The 23,020-nt window shown below is 42.2% G+C and carries 15 protein-coding genes; 11 read left to right on the top strand and 4 right to left on the bottom strand.

Annotation, left to right across the window (positions count from 1 at the left end; translation table 11 throughout):
- The 6 genes from ACED20_RS06215 to msrA all read left to right on the top strand — a co-directional run bounded on the left by ACED20_RS06215 (position 1) and on the right by msrA (position 10,029).
- On the top strand, positions 1 to 2,223 hold the full coding sequence (locus ACED20_RS06215; RefSeq protein WP_378103851.1) for a TonB-dependent siderophore receptor: 2,223 nt from the start codon (positions 1 to 3) through the stop codon (positions 2,221 to 2,223).
- A 41-nt stretch (positions 2,224 to 2,264) separates the two neighbouring features.
- Positions 2,265 to 3,473: a PepSY-associated TM helix domain-containing protein gene (locus tag ACED20_RS06210; protein WP_378103848.1), complete on the top strand. Its 1,209-nt coding sequence runs from the start codon at positions 2,265 to 2,267 to the stop codon at positions 3,471 to 3,473.
- Positions 3,470 to 5,590, top strand: a complete 2,121-nt coding sequence (locus tag ACED20_RS06205; RefSeq protein WP_378103846.1) for a TonB-dependent receptor — start codon at positions 3,470 to 3,472, stop codon at positions 5,588 to 5,590. Before ACED20_RS06210 ends, ACED20_RS06205 begins: the two co-directional genes overlap by 4 nt.
- A gap of 423 nt (positions 5,591 to 6,013) precedes the next feature.
- A complete protein-coding gene (locus ACED20_RS06200) occupies positions 6,014 to 7,225 on the top strand; it encodes a PepSY domain-containing protein (RefSeq protein WP_294199625.1) in 1,212 nt (403 codons plus the stop codon).
- 84 nt (positions 7,226 to 7,309) lie between these two features.
- Positions 7,310 to 8,278: an ROK family protein gene (locus tag ACED20_RS06195; protein ID WP_294199627.1), complete on the top strand. Its 969-nt coding sequence runs from the start codon at positions 7,310 to 7,312 to the stop codon at positions 8,276 to 8,278.
- A gap of 1,196 nt (positions 8,279 to 9,474) precedes the next feature.
- Positions 9,475 to 10,029 carry a peptide-methionine (S)-S-oxide reductase MsrA gene (gene msrA, locus ACED20_RS06190; RefSeq protein WP_294264494.1) on the top strand — a complete coding sequence of 185 codons (555 nt, stop codon included), beginning with the start codon at positions 9,475 to 9,477 and terminating at the stop codon, positions 10,027 to 10,029.
- 90 nt (positions 10,030 to 10,119) lie between these two features.
- Here msrA and ACED20_RS06185 read toward each other — a convergent pair whose 3' ends face one another.
- Entirely contained in the window at positions 10,120 to 11,883 is a 1,764-nt protein-coding gene (locus ACED20_RS06185) for a RagB/SusD family nutrient uptake outer membrane protein (RefSeq protein WP_378103841.1), read from the bottom strand.
- A 12-nt stretch (positions 11,884 to 11,895) separates the two neighbouring features.
- Positions 11,896 to 14,940, bottom strand: a complete 3,045-nt coding sequence (locus tag ACED20_RS06180; protein WP_378103838.1) for a SusC/RagA family TonB-linked outer membrane protein — start codon at positions 14,938 to 14,940, stop codon at positions 11,896 to 11,898.
- 330 nt (positions 14,941 to 15,270) lie between these two features.
- Between ACED20_RS06180 and ACED20_RS06175 the strand changes: the two genes are divergently transcribed.
- Positions 15,271 to 16,338 (top strand): phosphatidylinositol-specific phospholipase C1-like protein, encoded by a 1,068-nt coding sequence (locus ACED20_RS06175; protein WP_378103836.1) that lies wholly within the window; start codon positions 15,271 to 15,273, stop codon positions 16,336 to 16,338.
- 148 nt (positions 16,339 to 16,486) lie between these two features.
- Here the strand turns inward: ACED20_RS06175 and ACED20_RS06170 are convergent, their stop codons facing one another.
- Together ACED20_RS06170 and ACED20_RS06165 are read right to left on the bottom strand one after the other, a co-directional pair.
- Positions 16,487 to 18,277 carry a metallophosphoesterase gene (locus ACED20_RS06170; RefSeq protein WP_378103833.1) on the bottom strand — a complete coding sequence of 597 codons (1,791 nt, stop codon included), beginning with the start codon at positions 18,275 to 18,277 and terminating at the stop codon, positions 16,487 to 16,489.
- Between the two features lie 72 nt (positions 18,278 to 18,349).
- Positions 18,350 to 19,204: a hypothetical protein gene (locus ACED20_RS06165; protein WP_345766913.1), complete on the bottom strand. Its 855-nt coding sequence runs from the start codon at positions 19,202 to 19,204 to the stop codon at positions 18,350 to 18,352.
- A gap of 392 nt (positions 19,205 to 19,596) precedes the next feature.
- Between ACED20_RS06165 and ACED20_RS06160 the strand changes: the two genes are divergently transcribed.
- From ACED20_RS06160 to ACED20_RS06145, 4 genes are all read left to right on the top strand, one after another.
- Positions 19,597 to 19,809, top strand: a complete 213-nt coding sequence (locus ACED20_RS06160; protein WP_294198427.1) for a hypothetical protein — start codon at positions 19,597 to 19,599, stop codon at positions 19,807 to 19,809.
- Between the two features lie 96 nt (positions 19,810 to 19,905).
- A complete protein-coding gene (locus ACED20_RS06155; RefSeq protein ID WP_378103829.1) occupies positions 19,906 to 21,549 on the top strand; it encodes an ATP-binding protein in 1,644 nt (547 codons plus the stop codon).
- 10 nt (positions 21,550 to 21,559) lie between these two features.
- The gene (locus tag ACED20_RS06150; RefSeq protein ID WP_345766909.1) at positions 21,560 to 22,222 is read left to right on the top strand and encodes a response regulator; all 663 of its coding nucleotides are present in this window, start codon (positions 21,560 to 21,562) and stop codon (positions 22,220 to 22,222) included.
- 119 nt (positions 22,223 to 22,341) lie between these two features.
- Positions 22,342 to 23,007 (top strand): response regulator, encoded by a 666-nt coding sequence (locus ACED20_RS06145; protein WP_378103827.1) that lies wholly within the window; start codon positions 22,342 to 22,344, stop codon positions 23,005 to 23,007.
- The last annotated feature ends 13 nt before the right edge of the window (positions 23,008 to 23,020 follow it).

The following is a 23,020-nucleotide window of genomic DNA, read 5'->3' as shown; positions in this document are numbered from 1 at the left end:
ATGAGAAAACTTATAATTTTTGCAGCATTCCTTACTACGACGCTGGCATTGGCCCAGCACAATGACACCATAAAATCGAATGACATCGAAGAAGTTATTGTAAACGGTAAGTATTATAAAAAATATGTTGAGAAAGAAGGATCTTCATCCATTCGCCTGGATGAGGCACTGATAAAGATTCCTCAGAATATTTCGATCATTACCAACCGTGCTCTGGAAGATCAGCAGGTGACTACCATGAGCGACGGGGTCTTAAGAAACGTTGCAGGAGCTCAAAGGCTGGAACACTGGGGCGATATGTACACAAGAATCAATATGAGAGGTTCCCGGGCGGCCGCCTTCATGAACGGGGTAAACGTAACCTCAAACTGGGGTCCATTGTCCGAAGATATGTCTTTTGTTGACCATATCGAATTCATTAAAGGACCTTCAGGATTCTTAATGTCCAACGGTGAGCCAAGCGGCATTTACAATATCGTAACTAAAAAGCCTACCGGACAGTCTTTAAATGGTTCCGCCAGAGTAACACTGGGCAGCTTCAATATGTACAGGGGTGAAACGGATATCGATACAAAAATTACTGATAAAGTAGCATTCAGATTAAATTTAATGGCTCAGAATAAAAAGAGCTTCAGAGATTATGAATTTAACGACCGGTATATCATCAATCCTTCCCTGAAAGTAAACCTCACCGACAAAACCACTTTAACAGCAGAATACATCTATCAGAAAGCAAAAATGTCTGAAGTAGGTTCAGCGTATGTTTTCAGCTATGACGGCTATGCCACAAGACCGGTTTCCTATACGGCAACTGATCCGGGTATTGAACCAACCAGAGTGGACAACAATACGGTAAACATCAATTTACATCATAAATTCAATGAAAACTGGAAGCTTACGTCTCAGCTGACTTATGTAAACGAGTATACGATGGGAAGCAACCTCTGGCCAAGTCAATTTGTAGGCAATTACATGATCCGTCGTCTGGGATATTGGGAAGCAGATAATACAATGAAATTCGGGCAGGTCTTCTTAAACGGTTATGCTAAAACAGGAGTCGTTTCTCATAAGATATTAGCAGGACTGGATCTAGGAAGCAAAAAATATATGGCAGACTGGTCTCAGGGATATAATCTGGATAAATTTAATGCAAACGGGGATTACGGACCCGCAACTGCAACGGATCCGGGAAATATGGTTGCCGATTACAGCTACTGGTATAACCTGAACACCAATAATTACGACAACAATCCGGGAACGTACTATGGCCCTAACAACAATTCAGCATATGTACCGTTTGATAAAACAAAACCCCTATCTGTAAGAGCAGGATCAGCAAGTATGCTCGAGCAAAATTATACCGGATTGTACTTACAGGATGAATTAGGATTTTTGGATGACAGATTAAGACTTACACTGGCGGCACGCTATACTACCGTAAAAGAAAGCAATTACGGTACTAAAATGGAAGCCGATAAAATAACACCACGTGTAGGAATCAGCTATTCTATAGATCAAGACCTGTCCGTTTATGGTTTATATGATCAGTCTTTCGTACCGCAGGCAGCCATTTTCAGGGACGGAAGCACCGTAAAACCGATTACAGGCAACAATATGGAAGTTGGTGTGAAGAAAGACTGGTTTGGCGGAAAATGGAATACGACCTTATCTCTATACAACATTATAAAAAACAATGCTACGACCAATGACCCTGCCAATACAGGGAATGAGCAATTTTCTATCCTGCTTGGAAAAACCAGGGTGCAGGGAGTAGAGTTTGACTTAAAAGGAGAAATCGTAAAAGGCTTTAACGCTATTTTTAACTATGCTTTTACCGAGAATAAAATAACGGAATCCAATGATCCTGTAAGAAACCCGGTGGGAATGAGAGTTCCGGGATATGCGAAACACACGGCGAACGGATGGTTGAACTATACATTTACAAACGGAACCCTGGAAGGTTTCGGGCTTTCCTTTGGGGGAACTTATTTAGCTGATAGAAGTACCTGGGCATGGGCAAATTCCGGCACCCAGAGAGGCCTTGATGATTATGTGAAATTTGATGCCGGTCTTTCCTGGGAGAATACGAAATTCAGAGTGGGCCTAAACGTATTTAATGTATTCAACAGATACCTTTATTCCGGTTCTCCATACGGAAACTATTACTACTATCAGGCTGAGGCGCCAAGAAACTTCAGACTTTCAATAGGATATAAATTTTAAATAAATTAAAGTTAACCCCTCAAAAGGTTAACTTTTTTCTCATGAGAAAGAAGCATCATCATAAAAAGAAACCTTCTTTTGTCCAAAAGTGGTCTGCCAAACTGCATTTGTGGTTGGGCTTGTCCGTCGGGCTGATCGTTTTTATCGTTTCCCTTTCAGGAACGCTGTACGTTTTTAAAGATGAAATCCAGCATCAGCTCCGGAAGGAAGTATTGTACGTAGATGCTGAAACGATTACGCGAGCCCCCCTTTCCATTGAAACCCTGAAGGAAAAGGTGGTGCTGGAAGTTAATGAACAATATCCCATAAGCTCGGTTGAAATCCCTTTAGCCAGAAACAGGGCTTATGAATTCCTGTATTATGAAAAGGATAAAAAAGCATGGAATTACTTTGATGAAGTTAAGATCAACAAACTGGTTTATGTGAATCCGTACACGGGTGAAATACTAGGGATCTACAATGAGAAATACGACCTCTTCCCGATCCTGAAATCGATTCACTGGAGCCTGCTTTTAAAAACCGACTGGGGAAAGTATGCAGTGGGAATTCCGGTGGTGCTTTTTATCATCATGCTGATCACAGGGATTGTGTTGTGGTGGCCTAAAAACAAAAATGCCAGGAAAGGAAGATTCCGTTTCGACTGGAAAAATGTGAAAACCTGGAAACGCAGAAACTACGACCTTCATAACATCCTCGGGTTTTATGCATCCTTCATTGCCCTGCTGATGAGCATAACAGGAATTTACTTTGCTTATCCATTGGTAAAAAAGGTTTTCAATGTTACCCTGTCTGGCTCGATGGAGCTTCCGAAAGAAAAGGAAGTAAAATCGCCCGATTCGTTACTTGCGAGAAACAATTCGGTGTTTGATCTGACGGCACAGGAAACAAGACGGCTTTATGCCACCTCATCAAGCTTCAGGATTCCTCTGAACGGCAAAAACAAAAAAGGAAAAACATTAAAAAATATTCCGGTGACGGTTTATGGGGAAGAAGGAAGATTCGCCGTGAGAAACCAGCTGGCTTTTGATAAATACTCCGGGAAATTATTATTAAACAAACCGCATCAGAAATTAAACACAGCAGAAAAATATGCCCATGCCAATTATGACATCCATACCGGTTCTTACTTTGGAATCGCAGGAAAAGTCATCTGGTTCATTGCAGGGCTGATCTGTACCTCATTGCCCGTCACCGGATTTCTGGTATGGCTGGGGAAAAGGAAGAAAAAAGGAATTAAAAAAGCATCATGAAGAAAATCATTTTATCGGCTGCTGCTTTGGCCGCCATTACTGTTGCAGGACAGCAGAAAGACTCTTTACAGGTGAAAGACGTGGATGAAGTCGTCCTGACCGCTTCAAGGAAAAAAGAAAGCATAAAAGAGGTCCCGAGCTCCGTAACGATCGTGAGCCAAAAGCAGATCCAGTCTCAGCTTACCGTCAATTCCGACATTACCAATATTTTACAATACACCGTTCCCAGTCTGGCTACCAGCTCGGGAATGACAACCAACAGCGGCCAGACCCTCAGGGGAAGACAGGTGCTCGTCCTCATCGACGGCATCCCGCAGTCGACGCCTTTACGGAACGGCTCCAGGGATATCCGTTCCATCGATCCGTCCGTTATCGAACGAATTGAAGTCATTAAAGGGGCTACCTCCATTTACGGAAACGGATCCGACGGAGGGATCATCAATTACATCACCAAAAAATCAAATGATGAAAAAACGATTTCCGGGCAGTCGCAGGTCGGGATTACCGGGCAGCTGTACGAAGGAACCCTGGGCGTTAGGGCCAGCCAATTTTTAACGGGAAAGATTACCTCAAAGTTTGACTATGCCGTCTCTCTTGCGTATGAAAGAACGGGTTACATGAAGGATGCTGATGGCGTTAATCTGAGTCCGACTTCCAGTCCGGCCAAAATGGATAATTACAACGGGATGCTGAAACTGGGGTACAATCTGAACGATAACCAGAGAATTGAAGCTTCCTACATCGGGTATGCCTCAAAATCCGACCTCGATCTCGGCCTTAAAACCGGTAAATACGGCATGACACCGACCATTGGCGAAGGCTCAGCGAAAAACCAGGAAACTACCCCGCAGGGAACGCCGAGGAACCACAATTTCAAGATCAGCTACGACAACCGGAATCTTTGGAAAGGCACAGCTTTGAATATTAACTTATACCTTCAGGATTTCAGAACGGTATACGGGTACAGCGACACCTTCCTGAACGGCGGCCAGTCCAACGTCATTTCAAGGAAAAAAGGAGCAAGATTTAATCTTGATACCCAACTTTGGAATACGGTGAATTCCCAAGGAGAAGTGATTTACGGAGCCGATATTTTAAATGACCAAACCGTTCAGAAGCTGGAAGACGGCCGGTATTGGACCCCGGATATGGACATGACCAACATCGCTCCTTTTATGCTCGTAAAGATCGATTTATTTAAAAAACTGATCCTGAAAGGAGGACTCCGGTACGAGAACATCAAAGTAAAAGTAGGCGATTTCAACACCCTTTCCACTATTAAAAACGACGGAACCTTTACCAAAAGTATTTTCGTAAAAGGTGGAGACCTCGAATATAATGCCCTGGTAGGAAACATCGGGTTCCGTTATAACTTTAATCCACAGATCAATCTTTTCGGAAGTTTTTCACAGTCCTACTCCATCAATGAGCTGGGACGAATCCTTAGAACCTCAACCGCAGAGACCATCAATCAGCTGGAAACTAAACCGATTATCGTCAACAATTACGAATTGGGAGCGACCGGGCAAATCACCAAATGGCTGAATTATGAAATCACCTCTTATGTAAGCACCTCCAAGCTAGGAGCCACCTTTGTACAGAGCCCCGACCGTTCTCTGATGATCCAGAGAGCTCCGGAAGTGGTGTACGGCGTAGAAGGATTCCTTCAGTTCACCCCGCCGGCACGGTGGATCAACTTCGGCGGAAGCTACAGCTGGATGGAAGGCATCACTTCTCCAAAAGACGACGGCGATTATTCAACCAAAATCAATAACAGCAGGATTTCAGCTCCGAAAGTCCTGGCGTATATTCAGGTAAGGCCGATCAGGGGCTTATCGGTAGGACTGGATATGCTTCATGCTTTCGGGCAAAACAGGTTCCAGCCGAATGCCAAAACAGGATCGTATACGTACGGCGAAGGACGGGTTCCGGAATACACGGTTTTTAACTTTAAATCAAGTTACGAAATTAATAAAAGCTGGAGGGTTGCCGGAGGAATCGAGAATCTGCTCAACAGGTCTTATCAGCCCGCCATTGCCTGGTGGGCAGCCCGGGACAGCGATTTTGTGAACGCCTTAGGAACAAGGGGAACTCTGATGGTGGAATACAGGTTTTAAGTGTAGCAGGCCGGAAGAAGGAAACTCGATCTAAAACTTTTTTCAGTCATCATTTAGGATAATCCATTGAATATCAAATGACATTCCAGCCATCTAAAAACGTTAGCTCATACTTTTGGAAAAGCGCAAAGCCGCGTATAAAATGGTAAAAGAGGATGCTAAAGGCGTAATGAACTTAACAATGTCAAATTTTTATACCGTTGAAAATCGCAGGGCTAAAATTGGTATTAAAAATTAATACGGAGTATTGAAGTATTCAATTTACCAAAGATAAAATCTTGCACCGTACCACGTGAAGTATCCACAAACCTTTTGTGGCTTGGCGTTTTCCAACATCAGATAAAAATTTTAATCAAATTTCGTTAATTATAAGTATTCTAAATAAAAATTAAAGTTTTATCTTTGCCAGACTTAAGGAAAAACATGAGGAAAAAGCATCATCATAAAAAAAGTCCCGGCACATTTAAGAAATGGACCGGGAAACTGCATTTATGGCTGGGCCTGGGTGTCGGGTTCCTGGTTTTTATCATTTCCATTACCGGCGCTTTATATGTTTTTAAAGATGAAATTGAAAATGCCACCCGGAAAGATGTTATTTATCACCACGAAAAAAATATAGAGCAGAAGCAGGTTCTTCCGATCAGAGTACTGGAAAAGGCTGTCGTGGATCAGGTGAAAGAAAAATACCCCGTCCACTGGGTGAATATCCCGATCGACAAAAAGATGTCTTACCTGTTCTACTGGTATGAGCACAACCCGGATGGATGGAATTATTTTGAAGAATTTCCTATTTACAAAGTGGCGTATGTCAATCCGTATACCGGAGAAGTTCTGAGGACTTACGACGAGAAAAACGGTTTCTTCCAGATCGTTAAGATGATCCACTGGAGCTATCTGCTGAAACAGTCATGGGGAACGTACCTGGTCGGCATTCCTGTGATTATCTTCGTCATCATGCTGGTTTCAGGGATTGTTCTTTGGTGGCCTAAAAACAAAGCGGCCAGGAAACAGCGGTTTTCTTTCAGATGGCAGAATGTAAAAAACTGGAAAAGGAAGAACTACGATTTACACAATGTCCTTGGCTTTTATGCTTCCATTTTTGCCCTGATCTTTTCCATTACCGGATTGTTTTATGCCTTCTTTGCCGTTCAGGCAGCAATTTATTTTATTTTCTCCGGCGGAAAGACGGCTTATCCGGATTTTTCATCCATTACCACCAAAGCTCCGATCGAATTGCGGACGGAAGGAACCCTGGATAAAATAAGCAATACCGTTAAGGCAAAATACCCGGATTCCTACGGATTCTCTATCGATTTAGGCCACGAGCATATGGACGACCACGAACATCCGCATTTTGAAGTATACGTAAAGCATCTGTCTTATTCGTATCACAAAAGCAGCAGCCTGATCTTTGACGAAAATTCCGGCGAACTGCTGCATGCCCATGATATGAAAGACAAAAATTTCGGCGAAAAAGCGGTCGGTGCCAATTACGACATCCATGTAGGATCCATTCTCGGGCTTCCGACCAAGATCATTGCTTTTATCGTCAGCCTTATATGTGCCTCATTACCCGTCACCGGTTTCATGATCTGGTGGGGACGGCGAAAAAAGAAAAAAGTGAAAAATGCCTGAAAAAAAATTTCAATTATTATTTAGTTAATAATCCATTAATACAATCTTTTTTATAATTTTAACCTTTTAGAATTTTAGAACAGAATGTCATTAGTAGATTTGTCAAAACACGTTGCGCTCGGAATTGATATCGGCGGGACCAACACAAAATTTGGAGTCGTAAACCACCGGGGTGAAGTCCTGGAAAAAGGAAACATCCGCACAGATGCCTATCCTACCGTAGAAGCGTATATCGATGCCCTGTACGAAGCAGTAGCTCCCCTGATCGAAAACCACGGAGAAGAAAAGAATTTCGACGGGATCGGAGTAGGCGCTCCTAATGCCAATTACTATACGGGAACCATTGAACAGGCACCCAACCTTCCCTGGAAAGGCACCATCCCTTTTGCAGACCTGATGAAGAAAAAATTCGGCCTTCCGTGCACCATTACCAATGATGCCAACGCTGCGGCTATCGGAGAAATGCTTTTTGGCGCAGCCCGCGGGATGAAAGACTTTATCATGATTACCCTGGGGACCGGCGTAGGAAGCGGAATCGTTGCAGGCGGCAAGCTGATCTACGGACATGACGGATTTGCCGGAGAGTTGGGACATACCATCGTAAAACCCGGCGGAAGGAAACACTGGAGCACCGGTTCCGAAGGAAGCCTGGAAGCTTATGCCTCCGCCACCGGAATCGCGATCACAGCCAAGAAAATGAGAGCTGAATTCCCGGAATCCATCCTGAACCAATATCCTGAAGAATCCATCAATTCTAAAACCGTTCACGAATGTGCTTTAAAAGGCGATCCCATCTCCATCGAAGTATTCCGCTACACCGGGCAGAAACTGGGAGAGGCGCTGGCCAATTTCGTGATGTTCTCCTCTCCTGAGGCTATCCTTCTTTTTGGCGGAGTGATCAAGGCCGGCGATTTTATTCTGAAACCGACAAAACTTCACATGGAAAGAAACTTACTCCCTATTTTCAGAAATAAAGTAAAACTGGTTTTCAGTGAACTGGACGAAGCGGATGCTGCCATCTTAGGAGCCAGCGCTTTGGTTTGGGAAAAATAATTGAAATTCATTTAAAATACATAAGCATCCTTTTCAGGGTGCTTTTTTTTGCGAATTATTGAATTAATACAGGTTTACTGATTAGAGCCTACCGATATCTGAATTTGGCTAAAGCCGGTCATGGAACCTTCCTATAAATGGGCTGAAGCCCATCCTATTGATGCCTGTATGATTCTTTGCATTAAAAATTAGCACGCAGACTAAACAGATGACCCCGATTTACTGCATAATTTTTTCAACGCAAAGATCTATCACAGACCGCTCATTTCAGGAGGCAAAGGCAGATCAATCTGCTGTACGAAGTGGACGTTACCTTCATCAATCAGCCTGCTGACTCATCCTTAGCTCACTTAATATCCGGATTTAAGAGTAAAAAACTTTGCGTTAAAAAAAAGCACGCAGATTTTTTCAGGTTACCGATTTACTGCATAATTTTTTCAACGCAAAGATCTATCACAGACCGATCATTTCAGGAGGCAAAGGCAGATCAATCTGCTGCACGAAGTGGACGTTACCTTCATCAATCAGCCTGCTGATTCATCCTTAGCTCACTTAATATCCGGATTTAAGAGTAAAAAACTTTGCGTTAAAAAAACAGCACGCAGATTTTTTCAGGTGACCGATTTACTGCATAATTTTTTCAACGCAAAGATCTATCACAGACCGCTCATTTCAGTAGGCAAGTCAGATCAATCTGCTGCACGAAGTGGACGTTACCTTCATCAATCAGCCTGCTGATTCATCCTTCGCTCACTTAATATGCGGATTTAAGAGTAAAAAACTTTGCGTTAAAAAAACAGCACGCAGATGTTGGCAGGTGACCGATTTACTGCATAATTTTTTCAACGAAAAGATCTATCACAGACCGCTCATTTCAGGGGGCAAGGCAGATCAATCTGCTGCACGAAGTGGACGTTACCTTCATCAATCAGCTTGCTGATTCGTCCTTTGCTCACTTAATATGCGGATTTAAGAGTAAAAAACTTTGCGTTAAAAAAAACAGCACGCAGATTTTGCAGATGACGCAGATTTTCGTCACTTAAAGCTTCAGTAATTTGTCTGATCTATCATCATCATTTGCTGATGAGACGGAAGATGGCGCGAAAATTGGAAAAGTTTTCCTTATTTTTGATAGGTTTTTTCTCCATCCTATTCCTTGAAGAGAAAAATATTTTAACGACAATAATCAAACAACAATGGACAACAATAATTTAGAACAGATCACTTTCGGGGGCGGGTGTTTCTGGTGTGTAGAAAGCTGCTTCAATATGCTGAAAGGGGTACAATCTGCCGTTTCAGGATATTCCGGAGGGCATAAAGACAATCCTACTTATGAAGAAGTATGTACAGGCATAACAGGCCATGCGGAAGTGGTGCAGATTACCTACGATCCTGCGGTTATTTCTTACGAACAGCTGATGGATGTTTTCTTCTTCCTGCATGATCCTACCCAGCTCAACAGGCAGGGCAATGATATCGGGACCCAATACCGTTCCGTAATCTATTATAAAGACGACGCGGAAAAGGCAAAAGCCGAAGAAGCCATCGAAAAATCCAAACAATCCGGAAGATGGGCCGGCACCTACGTGACCGAACTGACCCCATTCGAAAAATTCTGGCCGGCGGAACAATACCACCAGGGATATTATAATGACAACCCGACCCAGCCATACTGCAGCGCGGTAGTCGGACCGAAAATCCAGAAATTCAAAAAGCATTTCGGGGAGCTGGGGATGCTGAATGCAGAATAATTGAAACAAAGCCTAAAATAAAAGCGAAGAGAATCATCCCTTCGCTTTTTGTTTACAAAAATAATCGTCTTATAAAAAGAAATAACCGTCTTAATATCCAGGGTTCTGGGTAAAATCCTTTGAAGCATCAATGGTGGACTGAGGGATTGGAAAAATTCTCCGGTAAGGCTGGGTAGCCGGTTTTGCCGTTCCCGCAAGATCAAACTTCCCGAAGCGGATCATGGCTTTTCTCCTGTATAATTCCCAATACAGCTCATAGCCCGATTCCTTAAATAAAGTATTGGCATCCAGAGAAGTAAGCGCAACTCCCGGAGCATTGCCTTTCAAGGCATCATTCGTCCGGCTTAGCCTGAGTTTATTAACATCTGCCAGAGCTGCCGTTATATTTTCACTTCTGAAATAAGCTTCCGCTCTCATCATATAGATGGTTCCCAATCGGTATAAAGGAACATCAACCCCGCTCGTTCCGTTATTTCCATAGCCGGGATCAAACTCAAACTTGAAGTTTCTTACCCCTCTGTTGATCTGCGCCTGGGTAAAGACTGCTTCCGAAGGATTATCAAAATTAAGATCAGGTGTGAAATCCGCAGCCAGCGTTGTATTTTTTTCCGTGAAGAGTTTATAAACTTTAATTCTTCCGTCTGCTGTCATATCAAAATTTCCATTAACGATTTTAGGGCCATACTGCTGCCCCACCTGCAGGCCTCTGTTGAAATGGAACCAAGGCTTTCCCGTTCCTTCCACTTTGCTGGTAGACGGTACGCTTACATCGGTGCCGTCGTTTCTGAACCATGTCCCATCGGAATACTGGTAGCTTCTCTGGAAACGGGGATCGCTATGGTTTCCGTCCCAGGAATAATAAAATTCAGGAGTTACACAGGAGGCGTTTGTTCCTCTGTTATCCGGCGAGGGCTTCTGGATTCTTTCCATGGACATATAGGCCAGGTCATTATCGGACCCTTTATCCGAATTCGCAATTTTCTTCTGAACTACTGCAAAAATCATTTCCTTACTTGTATCGTTGTCGATATCAAAATTGTGGAAATAATTGGATTCGAGGCTGAAAAGAGAATTGTTGATCAACAGGTTCGAATACTGGATCACTTTATCCATATCCGTTCCGCCTCCGTTGATCGCCTGCTCCTTAAAGCTGAAGGTGCTGGCTGTTTTATTTTTCAGAACGGCCCTGTTCAGATACATATCAGCAAGCAATGCGTATGCGGCCTGCTTGGTAAACCTTCCTGCATGGGTATTCTGGGTTTTAATATCGGCAAGATTGGGGATAAGCCCCTCCACTTCCGTAATTAAAGCATCAATGGTAGTTTCCGCTTTCCGGATTTCGATCGGGGCGTTGATGTTTTCAGGATCCCTGTACGGGGCCTGCCCGAAGAGGTCGATCGTGGTATAGGTATAAAATGCCAGCAAACCTTTCGCTTCAGCCAGAAACAAAGCTTTATTAGCCCCAGTGCTTTTATTGGCACTGGCGATTGCCGTTAAGGATTTGGTGATCCCGAAATTCAGCTGATTCCAGGTATTCTTTACCACATCACTGTTGGCATCCCAGGTAAATTCGTGCATGGCTCTCCATTTTCCGCCGTCGCCCCAGTCGCTTCCCCTGGTCGGCAGAATCGCTTCATCGGTAGAATATTCCTGCAGAGCGAAAACGCCGCCATGGTCAACAAAAGTCCCTTCACCAAGTTGGCTGTAAGCTGCAGCCAGGGCCGCTTCAGGATCGGCCACTTCAGAACCCAGCACCTCGTCGATTACTTTCTCATCCAGATTGGTACATCCTACCAAAGCCATTGCGGCCACGGATAAGACAAAGGTATTGATATTTAAAAATTTAGATTTCATAATTTCTTTTAATTAAAATTTAACGGTTGCGCCCAGGACAAAGGTCTTGGCAGAAGGATAAGTCGTATAATCGATTCCCAGCGACTGGTTTCCTCCGACCTGCTTGTTGGTATCCACCAGCGGATCGTAACCTGAATATTGGGTTATCGTAAATACATTCTGTGCACTTACATACAGATTGATACTTTTCAGGAATTTCAGCTGATTCATATTAAAGGTATATCCCAGCCTTACATTATTCAGACGGATAAAGTCTGATTTCTCAAGATACAGGGAAGACAATTGGGGCTGATTGGTGAAGCTGGCGCCTGATTCATAAAAGCTTTTCAGCACATTCCGGTCGGAGGCCAGGTTGTTAATGTTTAAATCCAGTGCTGTATTGTTGACCAGGTACCCACCGGTCTGCCCGATGAATGAAAAGGCAAAATCAAAATTTTTGTATTTCATATAGGAATTGATCCCGAAGGTGAAATTCGGAATGGCCCCTTCAAAAATTTTACGGTCATTCTGATCGATCCTTCCGTCGCCATTGAGGTCTTCATAGATATATTTTCCATTGGCGTCTACCCCCAGGTAATTATACATATAGAATGAACCGGCTTCATAACCATTTTTGTAAATATTTGCCGTAACCCCGGAAAGTCCCGGCCCTGAAACCTCTCCTGAATAAATTGCTGAAACCGGAAGGTCTTTCACCACATTATTAACCGTTGCTCCGTTCACATCCAAATTCCATGTAAAATTTTCGTTTCTGATGATTTCCGAACCTAAAGAGAATTCAAACCCTTTGTTTACAATCTGTGCATCCACATTTTTCCATACATTGCTGGTAGGACTCAACGGTCGGGAAGGAATATTCAGGATCGGATCTTTTGTCGTTTTATGGTAATATTCCAATGATCCGTATAGCTTATTTCTGAAAAGGCTGAAGTCTGCCCCAATGTTGGTCTGTTCCACCACTTCCCATTTAAGATCCGGATTTACCGTTCTGTTGATGGAAACCCCGTTGATGAGATTTAAATTACTGTACAGATAATATCCTGAAGCCTGGGTCAGTGAAGAACTTGCCTGGGTGATCTTGTTCGGAACTTCCTGATTTCCGGTTTGCCCCCAGCTTCCCCTTAGTTTTAGTTCGTTGATTACCGCATTTCCTTTCAGGAAATTTTCATTGGAAACCGTCCATCCTACAGCTACTGACGGGAAATATCCGTATTTGTTGTTCGTCCCGAAACGGGTGGAACCGTCCGCCCTCAGGGAGGCCGTGATTAAATATCTTTTATCGAAGTTATAGTTTACCCTTCCGAAATACGACTGCAGCTCATTTTCCTGAGCGTAGCCGGCCCCCGGAACAAATGCCGTTCCCGAATATCCCGGATTGATTTCCGGAGCAATTCCTGCTCCCTGTGCTGCAATATCTTTTACGCCGAAATACGTTCCGGTATTTTTGAATTTCTGATAGGAGAAACCGCCCAACAGACTGAAATTATGCCTTTGCAGCGTAAAATCATACGTCAGGTAATGTTCCAGGAGTACATTGTAAGCATCAAGATTAGCCTGCACATATACACCCTTCGGTGTCCGGTCGGTAAGGTTCGGGTACATGGTGGTATTCCTTTCCGAGATGGTTTTATCGATTCCCAGATTGAATTTGTAATTCAGTCCCGGTAAAATCCTCAGCGTGGCTTCCGTATTCCCCAGCACCCTGAAGGTATTGGTTTTGTCACTGTACACGCTCAGCAAATACAACGGGTTGTAGTGGGCATTCATGTTGAAATTGGTATAATTTCCGTTTTCATCGTATACCGAACGCGTAGGGTTGGCCATCAGCGCATGGATGATCAGCTGCCCGTCGGACCCGGCGTTTCCGCCATTCGGGATTCCGGTTTCTTTGATATCACTTGCGGTAAGGTTTACCTTTACTTTCAGCCTTTTGTTATCAAAAAAAGATTCTTCTGCGTTGATCCGGGCGGTGTTTCTCTTGAAGCTGCTGTTCAGTACGATCCCGTCCTGATCCATATGGGAAACGGATGCAAAATAGCTTCCCGTATCCGTTGCTTTGGAAAAAGAAACCGAATGATTGGAAGAAACCGCATTTCGGTAGATCTCATCCTGCCAGTCGGTATTTCCACCGTGGTCGTACAGCTTATTGATTCCTGCTGCCCGATATTCGTCTGCCGTCAGCACATCCAGTTTTTTGATTACCGAAGAGAATCCCAAATAGGTGTCGTAGGTAAACATCGGCTCTCCTTTTTTTCCTCTTTTTGTCGTCACCAATACCACCCCGTTTGATCCTCTGGCTCCGTAGATCGCGGCTGCAGAAGCATCTTTCAATACGGTGATGGATTCGATGTCGTTGGTATTTAAAAAGTTCAAAGGGTTTTTTGCCTGTACATTTCCCAGTCCTACATTCGGGCTTTGGGCACTTACCGGATCATTGTTCAATGGAACACCATCTACTACGAACAAAGGCGTACTTCCGCTTCTGATGGATCCGATCCCCCGGATGGAAACATTCACGCCGACTCCCGGCTCACCGCTGGTCTGCACAATACGTACCCCCGCTACTTTACCCTGCATCAGGTTATCGACGGAGATATTCATCCCTTCTTTGAAATTTTCCGCTTTCAGCTGGCTGATGGCTCCTGTAAGATCAGATTTTTTCTGCGAACCGTATCCCACCAGGGTTACTTCTTCAATGGAAGTGGCCCCTTTTTTAGATTTCAGGCTGATGGAAACAACCGGGCCTGAAATTTTCACCATCTGCGCGGCATATCCGTCATAGGAAACGGATAACGTCTGTCCGATGGCAGCCGAAACCGTAAAATTTCCGGAAGCATCCGTGGTAACCGTTTCTCCCGTTTCTACAACCGTCACTTTGGCGCCTTCTACGGCCGAACCATCCTGATCGGTTACATTCCCGGTGATGCTTTCCTTTGCCTGCAAAGCTACGGCATCATGTGCCGGAAGCCTTTCTGCATGAACCTGATGGGCCACCAGGAAAATCAAGGCGATCGGAATTAGTTTTTTAAATGTAAAAGAATTAATTTTGTGGTACATATCTTTAAGTAAAGTAATTGCAAGACGTTACATTGCTTGATAAAAGCCGCTGTTGTTCCCGCAACAGTGGTTTTCATTTCAGGCCCCGTTAGTTTTTATTTTCGGGGTACAAAGTAAAAACGTTTAAGCTGAAATGATTTTAACCTAATATTATCTTAAAGTCAAATAAATATAAATGTCCCTTTTGGAGATCATAGGACCTCATTCATCTTCAACGACTTACAGACAGCGTATTTTTGCAATTTACACAACCGTAAAAAAGACTTAACATATTGTATAAGTACCGTCGCAAAAAGACTTGCTATTTTCGCTGAAACAAATTCTGAATTCATGAAAAAGGCAGTTTTTTTAGGTGCATGTTTATCTTCTTTTATTCTTATGCAGGCACAGGCCCCAAAGCTCGAAGAGATGAAGATCAACGAGATCCAGGTGATCGGTTCTCATAATTCCTACAAAAAAGCCATCCTTCCGGAATTCTATGAATACCTTTCCAAAAGGGATTCGCTCAACCTGCTTCCGAGAATTCAGTATGAGCATATCCCGATCCCGCAACAGCTTGACCTGGGGCTCCGCAATCTTGAAATTGATGTGTATGCCGACAGCAAAGGCGGGAAATATGCCCACCCGAAAATTTTAGACCTGGTAAAAACTGCGCAGCCTTTCGATCCGGAAGGAAAGATGAAAAAACCGGGATATAAAATGATCCATATTACCGATATCGATTACCAGACGCAATATTACACGCTGGAAGACTGTCTGAAAGACCTGAAAAAATGGTCGGATTCGCATCCCGATCACGATCCGGTTTTTATTACGCTGGAAACCAAGGACGGAAAAGCCAACGCGTATGGCACCGAACCGGAACATTATACGTCAAAGCTTTTCGATGAGCTGGATGGTGAACTTAAAAAGTATTTGGGGAAGAATAAAATCATTACGCCTGATGAGATCCGGGGTTCTTATCCCACTTTAAATGCAGCGGTTCTCAATAAACACTGGCCAAAAGTGAAAGATGTAAAAGGAAAATTCTTATTTGTTCTCGACAACAACAGTGAAAACCGGGATCTGTATATCCAAGGACATCCGTCGCTGAAAGGGAGGATGGTTTTTACCAATTCAGAACCGGGAACTGCTGAAGCAGCGGTTTTATTCCGGAATGATCCGGGTCCCGAAATTACCGGGCTGGTGAAACAAGGGTACCTTGTCCGGACGAGGGCCGATGCCGATACGATGGAAGCGAGGAAAGAAGATTATTCCAGATTTGAAAAGGCAAAAGCAAGCGGGGCACAGGTGATCACAACCGATTATTATCAGCAGAGTACACTGTTTAAGTCAAACTATAAAATCAGCTTTGACAACAACAGCTATGAAAGGAAAAATCCGGTAACCGGAAAATAGAACATTTTTTACGATTAGATTTATAAAGGAAAAGGCAGCCGGATTACTGGCGGTCTTTTCTGATTTTTAAACAAAAAGGACACAAGTGTTTTTCACAGATGGCACAGGACATTAAATGCAAAGATCTGCGAAATATGCGGGTGCTTTACTACAATTTTTTAATCTTCTGCTTTTCCAGATCGATTACAAAATGGTCGGCGGGATCTCCTGAGGATAGTTTGGAAAGTATTTTAAAAACCGCTTTCAATTGTGTAATAAACGCATCTTCTATTCCGCTCTTTTCATATATTTCCTCCATTATCCGATATTGGTGACGCCTTTCTTCAGGAATATCCTTTTTCGCCAGCTCATCCGCCGACTGAAATTTATACAGATCGAGCAGAAGATCTTCAACATTCCACAGCCTGAAAGCTTTAGCATCAATTCCTTTCTTTTTTAACTGCGCTTTGGTATGAACAAGCAGCAACAGGTCTTCCCCATTCATTTTTTTGGCTCTTTTTATAAAATTATCCGGCCATTCACCGGGGATCATCCGCAGGCGAACCAACTCCTTCAGGTGAAACAGCATGAAATTGTGATAGGATTTTGTTTTCAGGATGTCCCTATTCCAGAGGATCTTTGTTGTATCCTTTCGTAAAGCTTCGTATTCCTTTTCATAAAGCGGGAACAACTCGTTGAAGTTGGGGACATCATTTAAAACTTCGGTGGTGATTTCCATCCGATCATGAGATTGGACGGTCAGTATTTTATACGCCGGAAGATAGGCCGCCAGGGAAGGGACCTGGATGTTCACCAGCATCTTCTCCCCGAATTTCCGGATGCCCGTATCATTGATGTGCATATGCCCGGCAAAATGGACAGCCAGTCCGGCTTCTGCAAAGGCTTGGGCGACTTCTTCTTCCGGAACCCGTTCCAGCTGCCATTTCTTTTCACCCAGCAGCTTTTTGATTTCACCGGTGGCTCCGTCATTGAAATCGATCATCGGATAATGGGTAAAGGCAATCACCGTTTTACCGTTTCGTTTCGCTTCCGAGGTAATCCTTTTTACCCAGTCGATCAGGTGTTTTTTATGGGTTAAAACGTTATTGTACCCGATACTGGCTCCTTTATAATTGGAAGGGTTGCCGGGATTTTCGCTGAGGTTTTTCGGAAGGTAGGTATTGCCGTCGATGGCCATCAGCCAGATCCCTTTTACCGGCTCCACGACGTAGCTGAGATCAGGAACGGAAAATCCTTTGGCGACTTCGTACATTCTTTTATCGTAACCGGCATTCGCCAATATTTTTTCATAGGAATAATTTTCAATAACTACAGAACTGAAAGGCGTGCTCCAGAACAGATCTTTCTTTTTCGGATAGAACCCGAAGTCTTTCAGTTCGTGCAGAATTTCCAGATACCCGGATTCAGCAATGTCCTTCGTAATGATTTCAGGATAGGTTTTCCCGATATTTTCCCGGCTGTATATTCCCAGAGGATTGCCGTCCTGCCCGAGAAAATCGCCCTTTCCGGCTTCCTGGCGGAACGGACCAACAGGATCATGGTTTCCGGTGGTGAGGTAAAAATCAATTCCGTACTGCTGATGGTACCGGTCGAGGATCCGGTGCAGCCCGCGGATGTTGTAGGCCTGCCCGTCGTCCGAAAAGTCACCGGGCATCGCTACGATCTTAATTCCTTTTGCCGCAATATCGTCCAGTGCTTTCAGGAAAGCGAAATAGTTTTCGTTGAAAATCCGGGTTGAATGCAGCTGCGAATCCATGGTCCTGAGAATCGTGGATTTTCCCGTTCCGGGATTAGTAATCCCTTTAAAATCATTGTCTGAAAAGCTTCCGTACAGATCCTGGAAATGCACATCCGAAAGAAAAGCAATCTGCACCGGTTTTTGCTGCGCCGGAAACAGGGAAAAAGCAAGCACTAAAAATGAGAATATTCCTTTATTCATCCTAAAAAAGACGAAAGTAAAGGAATATCCGGTGAATTGTTTTACGTAAAGTTTAAATCATTGTAAAGAAATTTAATTGTCGGCCAGTTCAAGTACCGCATTTTCGCCGCCATAGGTTTCAAGAATATGCTCACTAACATCTTTTAATGCTTTTTCATTTTCGGGATGTTTGCCAAAACTCGTAAAAAACTCTACGTGGTTATCACTTTTATCGTACCATACTTTTCCCATTGCGTTCTCAATAGTAAGTGTATCCGGTCTTGTAATTTTCTGAAGATTTATGAAAGCAAAATCATTCATAGGTATAACCTTAGCTCTGGAATGAAGAGAAGCACTGTCAGTTGCCATATATCGGTCTTTATCCCAATACATATAAGGTTTATCTATAGCTGGAACACCCCAGAGTGATGAAATTCCGAATGCCGGTTCTTTTCCTTTTCCCTTAGAAAATACAACACCACCAGTTACAAGAAGTAATAAAAATGTCATTTCTAGAATACCTATTCCATTTCTCGTTATAAAATCTTTTACATCATTTACTTTTGACTCAATGACATTTGTTATACTAATAGTTACATTCGGTGAATTATGCGGAGAGGGAATTTCATTACCGTCAACATTTATTTTTACCTCAGTAAAGTTCGCATCCTCATTTTTTTTAACAATAGTATTGGAAAAATCTGCAAAATTTTTATAGCCAATATATTGACTTAATTTATCAAGCTTGTAAGGCTCAATGCTTATTTCATCATTTCCTATAACGTAGGCATCATAATATCTAACAAGTGTTCTTTCATCAATGCTTATTTTAAGATTATCTTTTAAACATACGCTTAGAAAAAGAGCTATTCCATTTTTCTTGTTTTTACCAGATTCTTGTTCTCCTTTTTTAAATACCTCGTTGATTAGTAGTTTTACTTTGGACATAATTAGTTTTTAAGGGTTAGTACAAAATAGATGATTTTCTCCCATTTTACAATACGGTTTTCCGTAATGAATTCCTGTCCATATTTTGTCCATTCATGTCAATACTTTGTCTGTCACACCTCCAATAATTACTAGAAATTTGTATCAGAAATCAGTGAAAAACAAACAATTAAAACAAAAGACAAAACCAAAGTTACAAAACTGATTTCAAAAATCGCCAGATAAAACGGAAGAAAATATCCGGGTTGGGAAGCAGATGTTTCTCTTCCGTTTTTGAAGGTTTACTTCCCAAAAAATTTAAGAAGCGCTTCAAAATTTTTCACGTGTAATCCGATCTGCGATCTGTTTCGCAGGGAAGAACACGAATGCTTTAACAATTAAATTTTTTGACAATGATCGAATTCATTTTGATGCTATTAGGATTAGCATTCGGACATAATAATGCCAATACGCAAACATGCAACAACGATAATAATGGAACGGTAACCGTTCAGACTACCAATCCGGGAACGGGCACTGACCCAGGAACAGGGACAGATCCGGGAACCGGAGGATCAGGTGGAGATACGGGTGGAGATACAATACCATTTCCACCAAAAAAATAAAAATAATTATGGAAGGGAAAATTAATTTTCCCTTCTTTTATTTTTTAGCTAAGTTTATAAAAATTTCTTTTATAATTTTATAAAAAACTAATTATTGTGAAATATAAAACATTTATACTTTTAATATTAGCATTTATAATGCTGTTCTCTTGCAATAAAAAACAGTCAACAAGCACTATTAATCCAGATTATGACAAAGCTTTCAAATTTGATAGCATAAGAGTTTCTGATAGTGCTTATATTTATTATGGTAAGGCGCTAGAGGTGTTTAAAAAAAATAAAAATAGTTTCGGACAGGCAAAATGTCTTTTAAATATGTCTAAGATTTTAACCACAAAAGGGAATTATTTTAAAGCTCAGAGTTTTTCTCTTCAAGCAAACTTGCTGTTTAATAAAAAAGATAAAAATGAATACTACCATATCTCTGACAATTACAATAATTTAGGGATGATAAGTAATAATTTAAGACAGTATAAAAAAGCCAGGGATTATTATAATGATGGTATCAAGTATGCAGAATCTGAAACTGATAAGATAATATTAGCAGCAAACATAGCTAATATATTTAAAGAAGAAAAGAAATATTCACAGGCAATAAATACCTATGAAAGCATTATTTCAAAAGCACAGCAGATCGACACATTATTGTTTGCAAGAATACTCTCAAATTTATCATATACTAAATGGCTTAATAACAAGTACTATAATCCTGAACCGTTAATACTAAATTCCATCAGCTTACAAAATAAAATTGATGATAAGTTAGGTCTAAATGCAAGTTTTGCAAAATTATCCGATTATTTTAAAAATAATAATTTACAAAAATCTTTATTATATGCTAATCTAATGCAACATGTTGCTCAAGAGGTTAATAGTGTTGATGACCGGTTAGAGGCCCTCCAAAAAATATCATTTTTAGATCGGAAAAATTATTTAAGAAATTTTGATCAGTATATTTTATTAAGAGACAGCATACAAACAGCTAGAAATATTGATAATGATAAGTTTGCAACTATTGTTTATGGAGTAGAAGAAACAAAACTAGATAATGCTCAAAAAGAACTAAAAATTACAAGACAATACTATTTTTTAGGTCTTTTAGGATTAGCAGTTATCATTATAATAATATGGTACACCAAACGCCAAAAACAATTAAAACAAGAAAAAGAACTCGAAGTCAAAAACACGCAGCTTAAAATGTCTAAAAAGGTACATGATGTAGTGGCGAACGGGATTTACCAGGTGATGGCCAAGATTGAAAACCAGGAAGATTTTGACCGGAACAAGGCACTGGACGAACTGGAATTCGTATACGAAAAATCACGGGATCTTTCTTATGAAAAAGCGGGTGAAGAAAAAGAATTCAGCCAGGAAATTTCGGAACTGATTGCCGGATTTAATAATACTACGGTGAAAACGTTTACGGCAGGAAACGATCCTTCGGTCTGGGAAAAAGTATCTCCGGCCGTGAAAGAAGAAGTCTACCAGATGGTCCGCGAGCTGATGGTGAATATGAAAAAGCACAGCCAGGCCAGCCATGTGGCGGTTAAATTTGAGAAGACCGGTGAAACCGTTGAAATCCAGTACAAAGACAATGGTGTAGGGATTTCCGGGGACCTTATTTATAAAAATGGTTTACGGAATACGGCTTCCCGTATTGAAGCCATCGGCGGGACGATTACTTTTGACACGAAAATTGAAAAAGGGCTGAAGGTGAACCTTTCCTTCCCTTCTTCGTAACCGTTTTGTTATGTTTAAAAAAGTATTAATTGTTGAAGACCAGGAAGTCGCCAACCTGGGCATCACACAAACCCTGGAAGGATTATCCATTTCCCGTTTTGAATTTGTAACGTATTGTGACGAAGCCTTACAGCGGCTGAAGAAGGCAGCTGCAGAAAAAGAACCGTACGACTTGCTGATTGCCGACCTCTCTTTTGAAAAAGACCACATCCGCCAAAACCTGAAAAACGGGCAGGAACTGATCCGGGAAGCGAAAAAACTCCAGCCTGAGCTGAAAGTGGTGGTGTTCTCCGTAGAAAAACGGGCGAAAGTCATCGACGATCTTTATAAAATCTATGGCATCGACGGGTTTGTAAGCAAAGCCAGAAATGACGGGAAAGAACTCAGAAATACAATCGGAAAAGTTTTTGAGGGAGAAATTGTGATGTCCCGGGAAATTTTGAATGCCATCCGCAATGTTCCTTTCGCATTGAATGCGTACGACCTCAAATTGCTGGAACTGCTGGCTCAGGGCTCCCGGCAAAATGAAATCCAGGCCTATCTGAAAGACCATCAGATGCAGCCGCACAGCATCCGCTCCATCGAAAAGCGGTTGAATGAGCTCCGCGACAGCTTCGGCGCGAAAAACAATGTGGAGATGATTGTGATCTGTAAAGACATCGGCCTGATTTGATTTAAAAAGACCGGATTGTTTGTTTTTTTTACCGTTTTACGAGAACCCGTAATGACGGAATGATAAATGCTTTTACTTTTGAGGTCTTAAACCTATGTTTCTAATTAAACCGTATAACCATGTTCAAAAAAATTTTAATTGCCGAAGATCACGAAAGCATCAATATTTCCGTTCAGAAAACCCTCGAGGACCTGAATGTTCCGAAGGTAGACTATGTGTACTACTGCGATGATGCGATTGGAAAAATCCGGAAAGCCCTGCGGGAAGAACAGCCGTACGACCTGCTGATCACCGACCTTTACTATGAAGAAGACCACCGTACCCAGGAGCTTAAAGACGGAAGAGCGCTTATTGAAAAAGCAAAAGAGCTGCAGCCCGGCCTGAAAGTGATCGTCTTCTCCGCCGAACGCAGGACAGGCGTCATCGAAAATCTTTTTTCCGATTATCACATCAACGGCTATGTGGGGAAAGCCCGAAACGATTCCAAAGACTTAAAAAAAGCCATCGCATCGGTTTATATCGGAGAGGAACATCTTTCCTTTGATCTGAAACAGGAAATGAAGAAATTCAACAATTACGAATTTTCCACCTATGATATTGTGATTGTCTCCCTGCTCTCCAAAGGCATCCTGCAAAAAAATATTCCGGCCCACCTTAAAGAAAAAAGCATCAGCCCTTGCAGCCTCAGCAGCGTAGAGAAAAGACTTAACAGCCTGAAAGAAGACCTCAGCGTCAACAGCAACGAGCAGCTGGTCGCCTTCTGCAAAGATCTCGGAATCATTTAACTTATTTATTTTG

The sequence above is a fragment of the Chryseobacterium sp. sg2396 genome, assembly GCF_042610505.1.
In the GTDB taxonomy this organism is placed as follows: domain Bacteria; phylum Bacteroidota; class Bacteroidia; order Flavobacteriales; family Weeksellaceae; genus Chryseobacterium.
This window is presented reverse-complemented; position numbering and strand designations above follow the sequence as displayed.

Excerpts from the sequence above, each read along its gene's own strand:
- ACED20_RS06215 (WP_378103851.1), top strand. The coding sequence starts at position 1 with ATGAGAAAACTTATAATTTTTGCAGCATTCCTTACTACGACGCTGGCA.
- ACED20_RS06210 (WP_378103848.1), top strand. The coding sequence starts at position 2,265 with ATGAGAAAGAAGCATCATCATAAAAAGAAACCTTCTTTTGTCCAAAAG.
- ACED20_RS06205 (WP_378103846.1), top strand. The coding sequence starts at position 3,470 with ATGAAGAAAATCATTTTATCGGCTGCTGCTTTGGCCGCCATTACTGTT.
- ACED20_RS06200 (WP_294199625.1), top strand. The coding sequence starts at position 6,014 with ATGAGGAAAAAGCATCATCATAAAAAAAGTCCCGGCACATTTAAGAAA.
- ACED20_RS06195 (WP_294199627.1), top strand. The coding sequence starts at position 7,310 with ATGTCATTAGTAGATTTGTCAAAACACGTTGCGCTCGGAATTGATATC.
- msrA (WP_294264494.1), top strand. The coding sequence starts at position 9,475 with ATGGACAACAATAATTTAGAACAGATCACTTTCGGGGGCGGGTGTTTC.
- ACED20_RS06185 (WP_378103841.1), bottom strand. The coding sequence starts at position 11,883 with ATGAAATCTAAATTTTTAAATATCAATACCTTTGTCTTATCCGTGGCC.
- ACED20_RS06180 (WP_378103838.1), bottom strand. The coding sequence starts at position 14,940 with ATGTACCACAAAATTAATTCTTTTACATTTAAAAAACTAATTCCGATC.
- ACED20_RS06175 (WP_378103836.1), top strand. The coding sequence starts at position 15,271 with ATGAAAAAGGCAGTTTTTTTAGGTGCATGTTTATCTTCTTTTATTCTT.
- ACED20_RS06170 (WP_378103833.1), bottom strand. The coding sequence starts at position 18,277 with ATGAATAAAGGAATATTCTCATTTTTAGTGCTTGCTTTTTCCCTGTTT.
- ACED20_RS06165 (WP_345766913.1), bottom strand. The coding sequence starts at position 19,204 with ATGTCCAAAGTAAAACTACTAATCAACGAGGTATTTAAAAAAGGAGAA.
- ACED20_RS06160 (WP_294198427.1), top strand. The coding sequence starts at position 19,597 with ATGATCGAATTCATTTTGATGCTATTAGGATTAGCATTCGGACATAAT.
- ACED20_RS06150 (WP_345766909.1), top strand. The coding sequence starts at position 21,560 with ATGTTTAAAAAAGTATTAATTGTTGAAGACCAGGAAGTCGCCAACCTG.
- ACED20_RS06145 (WP_378103827.1), top strand. The coding sequence starts at position 22,342 with ATGTTCAAAAAAATTTTAATTGCCGAAGATCACGAAAGCATCAATATT.